The organism is Wolbachia endosymbiont of Glossina morsitans morsitans (genome assembly GCF_000689175.1).
Lineage (GTDB): Bacteria > Pseudomonadota > Alphaproteobacteria > Rickettsiales > Anaplasmataceae > Wolbachia > Wolbachia pipientis.
The window spans coordinates 1-5,952 of record NZ_AWUH01000062.1 but is presented as its reverse complement, the minus strand read 5'-3'; the positions used below and the strand labels follow the sequence as shown (position 1 = coordinate 5,952).

Sequence of the window (5,952 nt, the reverse complement as noted above, 5' to 3'; positions counted from 1 at the left end):
GACGCTGGAATCCAGTTGAGCTATTTCAACAAAAATACTACATTTTGAGATGAACGTTCCAGACTTATTTACAAGTATAACAATTGAAGTCTGGATTCCAGTGTCAAGCACTGGAATGACATCATAGGGGCACTGCCCTTTTGGATGGAAACCAGTGTCAGCTACTTAAATGATACCTTTTTTCTACTTAGTTTGGGTTATGCAAGAAGTCTACTGCATTCCTGAGCAATTTGATTCATTATTCTTTTTGTAAAAAATTTTCTTAACTTTCTCTCCACTTTTTTGGTAAGGTCACTTTAAAGGAAGTCTAATAGATGCTACATAGAAATCCAGATGAGTTTCTAAAGTCTATTCCAAAAGATAAGCGCATAATGTGCCTTGACATGGGAGAAAAGCAAATAGGCATAGCATTTAGCGATAAAACACAGCTCATAGCCACAGCTCATAGCATATATCACAGAAAAAATATGAGCAAAGATTTAGGTTATCTGCATAGAATATTCAAAGAAAATGAATCTGGATCAATGGTAATAGGACTACCGTTAAAAATGGACGAGCAAGAAACTAAATGGTGTAAAACTATAATCCAATTCGCAAATAAAATAATAAAAAAATATAAAGTAAATATATACTTACAAGACGAAAGCTTCTCAACATCTATCGCAACTCATACACTAAAAATTACTGGAATATCAATCACAAAATCGAAAAAAATAGATGATAAAATCTCCGCATGTATTATTTTGCAACGAACGTTAGACAAGATAAATACAATCAAATAGTTTTTCCAGATCTGGAAATCTTGAAACTGAATCCCATATAAAAGTTACTCAACAAAACAAGAACCTTTCGTATAAGCATGACAAATTGCTACAGCAAGAGCGTCAGCAGCATGGTGGCATTTTATACTCAAATTTTTAACTATTTGCTTTTTGCTATTTGCCATTTCCGGTTTACCAGCATGGCCATTTCCGGTAATGCTTTTTTTTTACATAGTTTGCATCATATTCATTCATAGTTAGCTTTGTTATTTTTAACGCTAAAATTACAACCCCTCTTGCATATCCTAAAGTTAGTGAAGATTTAGGATTTTTATTAACAAAAATTTTCTCCACCGCAGCTTCATTCGGAGAGTATAGGGAAATTATAGCCTTTCTTATAATAGTCCGAATGCGATAAGATATGTGTTTATGGCTATAGCAGGCCAGTAGCATATTACGGTCTGTTCGGATTATTGTAAAAAGAGCTATACTTTCTTTAATTGTTCAAAAATTATATGTAGGCGTTCCCCTGTACCCAATTTACCATCAGTTGATATGGTACCGCCGCCCAAAAATTCAATATTATTTTTTTCGTTCAGGCTGATAATGGCCCACCCAGTCTTGCTTATTCCTGGATCTAACCTATTATTTTAACCACTTAATAAACGCTTAACCAATAGACAAACAAAAATAAAAATATCCAGACTACATCTACAAAGTGCCAATACCAGGAGGCAAACTCAAAGCACAAATGGTCCTGAAGTGTAAATTGGCCTTTCCGTGCTCTAAATAAACACACTGATAAAAATATTATTCCTATTACAACGTGTGCGCAGTGAAAACCGGTAATCATATAAAAATTGGATGTATAAATAAGCTTTTCTCCTGTTTCTTGTAGAGAAAAACTCGCTTCATGATACTCTATTGCTTGCACTATTATAAAAAAAACTCCAAGCAATAGAATTATGGACAGCATTTTAATCATGCTCTTTTTATCATTTTTAAGTAAAGAGTGATTTGCCCAAGTAATTGTTGTACCAGAAAGCAATAATATTAATGTATTCATGAATGGTAGTGACCACGGATCAGGGGGCCATTCAACTTTTTTTGCAGGAGAAAACGCCTCAAATAAAAAAACTGGATCAAGCCAGGCTTTAAAGAATGAACAAAAGAACACTATAAAAAATACGACCTCCGAGAGAATAAACAAGTACATTGCAAATTTGAGTCCATGTTTTACAATGGCAGTGTGACATTTGTCATAAATGGCCTCCCTTATTACATCTCTCCACCAATAAAACAGCACCCCTGATACTGCGGAGATTCCCAAAACTAAACAAAACATTCCGACAATTTGTTTATGAAGCGCGCCAACTAATCCAAGTGCAAGAATAAGAATTGCTGCTGATACAGCAATTGGCCAAGGGCTTGGATCCACTAAATGAAAATCATGTTCTTTACTTTTCATAGCATTTTAAAAAATACTTACTAAGGATACAAATTAGCTTAAAATTGTCAATGTTCCTTAGGAAATTGATTGAATCTTGAAAAATTATATGCACCGTTCAAAAAATCTAACACAAATTGTGCAGTTATTCTAAACAACTCAAGCATTCTGCTCTTTTCGTTTTCTCTTGCTCTGCTGCAATATCCATCAACAATATTTTCCAAAATAATGCATCCAGACTTTACTGAATCACTGTAACAAAAATCAAACCAATCCCTATATCTATTATTTTTCTTGAATCTATTTTTCATGCTATCAACGACAGTCTCGTATATAAACATGCAAGAATACAAAACCGTCATAGCCTCATAGGTATTACTATGCGAGATGGATAAAAGAAAATTAGTGAAATTAAAACACTCAAGAGATTTCTTTTCGCGACTTATACCGTACATAGTAAAGTAGTAGTCATATAGCATTCTATTAACAGTCACTACTCTTTGGGCTACTTCAGCAAGCGAGATAATACTACTATAATCTTCCATTCTGGATGCAGTAATTAAGGTGGTACGAATATAATCACCTAAGAACAACGTCTTTTGTTGAGCATAGAACTTGAAGTTCTCTATATTTAGGGTGTTATTCGCTAACTCAACATTAAAAGGGTGCTTAATTATATCCTTTAAAAGATTTGACCCGTAACAGCTCCTAATTATGCCACTGAACACTGTAGTTACCGATAAAAGATCAAGTTAACGTAAATAATCCGCTGCTAATATTCTTTGCTAGATATATTAGAGTAATATGCCTCATCCCAAAACATTATTTCTAATTCCAGCCCTTTCTTAAAAAACTCATACATCCTCTTTTTTTCACAGTCACTAGCTTTTTTATATAGCTTATTTGTAATATCAGTAACCTCATCAATTACAGCATTTACTGTTTCGCTACTATAAATGTTGATCCACTCTTTGTATTTGTTATTTTTAACCCCTTTAGTTGTTATTTCATTTACCATATGGCGTATAACGATTTGGTATATGTTAAAGCAAGAATAAGATGCTACTAAAGCTTCATTAACAGAATTGTGATATGCGGCACTCATGAAAAAGTCAGTAAAGGCAGAACAAGCTCTTGACTTTTTGTGATCATCAGATAGATCACAATCTTCAAAATATTTTTTATACTGTTCTCGAACATAAAATGCTCCTTGTGCCAAATTGATTAAACTACTCATCATTTCAATATCATCAACTCTAGCTGCAACAATTAAAAAAGCACGAGCGCAATCTATACAATACAGAAAATCCTGCTGAAGGTAGAATTTGAATTTTTCATAATCTAATGTATTATTTATCAATTCAACATTAAAAGGGTGTTCTTTTATTTTATCAATAAGATCAGAAAACTCTTTTACAATTACGTTGTACAGTTCTCCTTCTATTTCGTTATACACTTTATAAGCCTCACAATAAAAATTGAATATAAAAATTATTACTAATGTGGTATAATTATTATGAAAAAGCGTGCTATGCTTTAACAATAAGCTAGTATATAAATATGTGGCTGTAAATCAAAAATTTTAGCAATCTAAAGAAATTTTACTATTACCTTCTATATTGAATTCTCTACAAAGATCAGCAGACAAGTTCATGCTTTCCCAAGAAAATCCACCGTCCCTTTCCGACTGTTTACCAAAATGTCCATAACAGGCTGTACGTTTATATATAGGATGATTAAGCGATAAATGCTTGATTATGCCTTTTGTTGATAAATCTATATTATTCTCGATAAACTTTTTAATTACTCTTTCCTCTACCTTATTCGCACCAAATGTATCAATATAGAATGAAGTAGGTTTTGATACACCAATTGCATAAGAAAGCTGCACAAGACAACGTTCAGCCAAACCTGCAAAGACAATATTTTTAGCAAGATATCTTGCCATATAAGCCGCAGATCTATCAACTTTGGTTGCATCTTTTCCGGAAAACGCTCCTCCACCGTGTGGAATATAACCTCCATAAGTATCAACCATAATTTTTCGTCCGGTTAATCCACAATCACTAACCGGTCCACCAATAACAAATCTACCAGTTGGATTGACTAAGAGATTTTCCTCAGGACACATCCATCCTTCAGGTAAAGATGAAACTATGTAAGGGTAAATTATTTCTTTTACTTTTGATTGATCCAAATCCTCAGGGTGCTGTATTGAGACAATAATACTTTCAGCACATACCGGGAGGTTATTCTCATATGCCAAAGTGATTTGTGACTTTGCATCTGGACCAAGTTTCGCTTCTTTAACTGCACTCATGATATTTTTCAGAATCGAGTGTGCATAAAAAATGGGTGCCGGCATAAGGTTTTCTGTCTCTGTTGTTGCATAGCCATACATTATGCCCTGATCTCCAGCACCTTGATCCAACCCTATTGCAATGTCATTTGATTGCTCATGCAGCAATATATTTACTTTCACTTTTCTCCAGTGGAACCCATCGTGCTTGTAACCAATATCTTTTATTGTATTCCGTACAATACTTTCAATCCTGCTATTTTTGATGTTAGGCCCAAACACTTCCCCAGCTATAATAACGTTATCTTTGGTGACTAAAGTCTCTATTGCAGCTCGCGCAAAAGGATCAGTAAAAAGGTACTCATCAAGTATTGCATCTGAAATTTGATCTGCTACTTTATCTGGATGACCAGCCGCCACTGATTCACTGGTTACTAAATTTTTATATAAACTCATGTTTTTGCTTATACAATATCAAAACCGCTATAGAAAACACAGTTAGTAACTACTAAATGGTGGGTCTGGGAAGAGTTGAACCTCCGACCTCACGCTTATCAGGCGTGCGCTCTAACCACCTGAGCTACAGACCCATGATTTATTCAAGCTGAAGCTTTCATATTATCTGTAGGCACGATATCAATAAAAGTCTTTTTATTTGCTGACCTTCTAAAGCTGACCCAGCCTTCTACTTTAGCAAAAATCGTATGATCTTTACCTATACCAACATTCTTCCCAGGATGGAATTTTGTGCCTCTTTGGCGCACAATTATGTTACCAGGAATAACCTTCCCATTCTTCTTTATTCCTAACCTACGACCCGCTGAATCTCTACCATTACAGGAACTACCACCTGATTTTTTAGTTGCCATATCTTACCTCTTACTTTTGAAGACTAATTTCATTTATACGAAGAACAGTTATATACTGCCTATGACCAGTTTTCCTACGGTAATTTTTTCTTCTTTTCTTCTTAAAGATTATAATTTTTTCCCCCCTGCACTGCTCCAACACTTCAGCTTTAACAGTAGCATTAGATGAATAAGATAAGCCATTATTTGAAATACAAATCACCTTATTGATTTCCACCTCTTTTTTTTCTTCAGCTTCTAACTTCCCTACCTTTATTATACTACCTTCTTTTACTAAATATTGCTTTCCACCAGTCTCAATTACTGCAAACATGATAAATATAAATTATTGTTATTGACTTTAATCGTAAACGATGTCATATACGCTGTCAATATAAATAAAAAGCATGACTTAACGTTCTTTTTGAGCTACTAAAATACTTCTATCTGTTTTCATCTTTTATCTACCTTTTCTCAGACAGTAGACTTCTTGCATAACCTAAGCAGAAAAAAGGCAAATAGTTGTTATAGCTCTAAGTTTACCGACACCGTCATGCAAGTAGCCCCTTCTCCTGTCATCCGAGTAGCTGACACTGG

7 protein-coding genes, 1 tRNA gene and 2 pseudogenes are annotated in these 5,952 nt (G+C 34.3%); 1 reads left to right on the top strand and 9 read right to left on the bottom strand.

Annotation, left to right across the window (positions count from 1 at the left end):
- The first annotated feature begins 314 nt into the window (after positions 1-314).
- The gene (ruvX, locus tag WGMM_RS01570; RefSeq protein ID WP_010082183.1) at positions 315-782 is read left to right on the top strand and encodes a Holliday junction resolvase RuvX; all 468 of its coding nucleotides are present in this window, start codon (positions 315-317) and stop codon (positions 780-782) included.
- A gap of 44 nt (positions 783-826) precedes the next feature.
- Here ruvX and WGMM_RS07320 read toward each other — a convergent pair.
- The 9 genes and pseudogenes from WGMM_RS07320 to rplU form a co-directional block, all read right to left on the bottom strand.
- Positions 827-1,145 (bottom strand): annotated as a pseudogene (locus tag WGMM_RS07320) (crossover junction endodeoxyribonuclease RuvC); the annotation flags it as partial.
- A gap of 104 nt (positions 1,146-1,249) precedes the next feature.
- Positions 1,250-1,419, bottom strand: a pseudogene (locus WGMM_RS07315) (crossover junction endodeoxyribonuclease RuvC); the annotation flags it as partial.
- Positions 1,420-2,229: a cytochrome c oxidase subunit 3 gene (locus WGMM_RS01560; RefSeq protein ID WP_038249069.1), complete on the bottom strand. Its 810-nt coding sequence runs from the start codon at positions 2,227-2,229 to the stop codon at positions 1,420-1,422.
- Positions 2,230-2,276: 47 nt separating this feature from the next.
- On the bottom strand, positions 2,277-2,936 hold the full coding sequence (locus WGMM_RS01555) for a TenA family protein (protein WP_038249066.1): 660 nt from the start codon (positions 2,934-2,936) through the stop codon (positions 2,277-2,279).
- Positions 2,937-2,980: 44 nt separating this feature from the next.
- Entirely contained in the window at positions 2,981-3,664 is a 684-nt protein-coding gene (locus WGMM_RS01550) for a TenA family protein (protein WP_038249063.1), read from the bottom strand.
- A 126-nt stretch (positions 3,665-3,790) separates the two neighbouring features.
- Positions 3,791-4,963 (bottom strand): methionine adenosyltransferase, encoded by a 1,173-nt coding sequence (gene metK / locus WGMM_RS01545; RefSeq protein WP_038249060.1) that lies wholly within the window; start codon positions 4,961-4,963, stop codon positions 3,791-3,793.
- 57 nt (positions 4,964-5,020) lie between these two features.
- Positions 5,021-5,097, bottom strand: a tRNA-Ile gene (locus tag WGMM_RS01540).
- A gap of 9 nt (positions 5,098-5,106) precedes the next feature.
- The gene (gene rpmA / locus WGMM_RS01535; RefSeq protein WP_038249057.1) at positions 5,107-5,376 is read right to left on the bottom strand and encodes a 50S ribosomal protein L27; all 270 of its coding nucleotides are present in this window, start codon (positions 5,374-5,376) and stop codon (positions 5,107-5,109) included.
- Between the two features lie 10 nt (positions 5,377-5,386).
- Positions 5,387-5,689, bottom strand: a complete 303-nt coding sequence (gene rplU / locus WGMM_RS01530) for a 50S ribosomal protein L21 (RefSeq protein ID WP_038249055.1) — start codon at positions 5,687-5,689, stop codon at positions 5,387-5,389.
- Between the last annotated feature and the right edge of the window lie 263 nt (positions 5,690-5,952).

What these genes read in the sequence shown, in the direction of transcription:
- ruvX (WP_010082183.1), top strand. Translation starts at nt 315, where the DNA reads ATGCTACATAGAAATCCAGATGAGTTTCTAAAGTCTATTCCAAAAGAT.
- WGMM_RS01560 (WP_038249069.1), bottom strand. Translation starts at nt 2,229, where the DNA reads ATGAAAAGTAAAGAACATGATTTTCATTTAGTGGATCCAAGCCCTTGG.
- metK (WP_038249060.1), bottom strand. Translation starts at nt 4,963, where the DNA reads ATGAGTTTATATAAAAATTTAGTAACCAGTGAATCAGTGGCGGCTGGT.
- rpmA (WP_038249057.1), bottom strand. Translation starts at nt 5,376, where the DNA reads ATGGCAACTAAAAAATCAGGTGGTAGTTCCTGTAATGGTAGAGATTCA.
- rplU (WP_038249055.1), bottom strand. Translation starts at nt 5,689, where the DNA reads ATGTTTGCAGTAATTGAGACTGGTGGAAAGCAATATTTAGTAAAAGAA.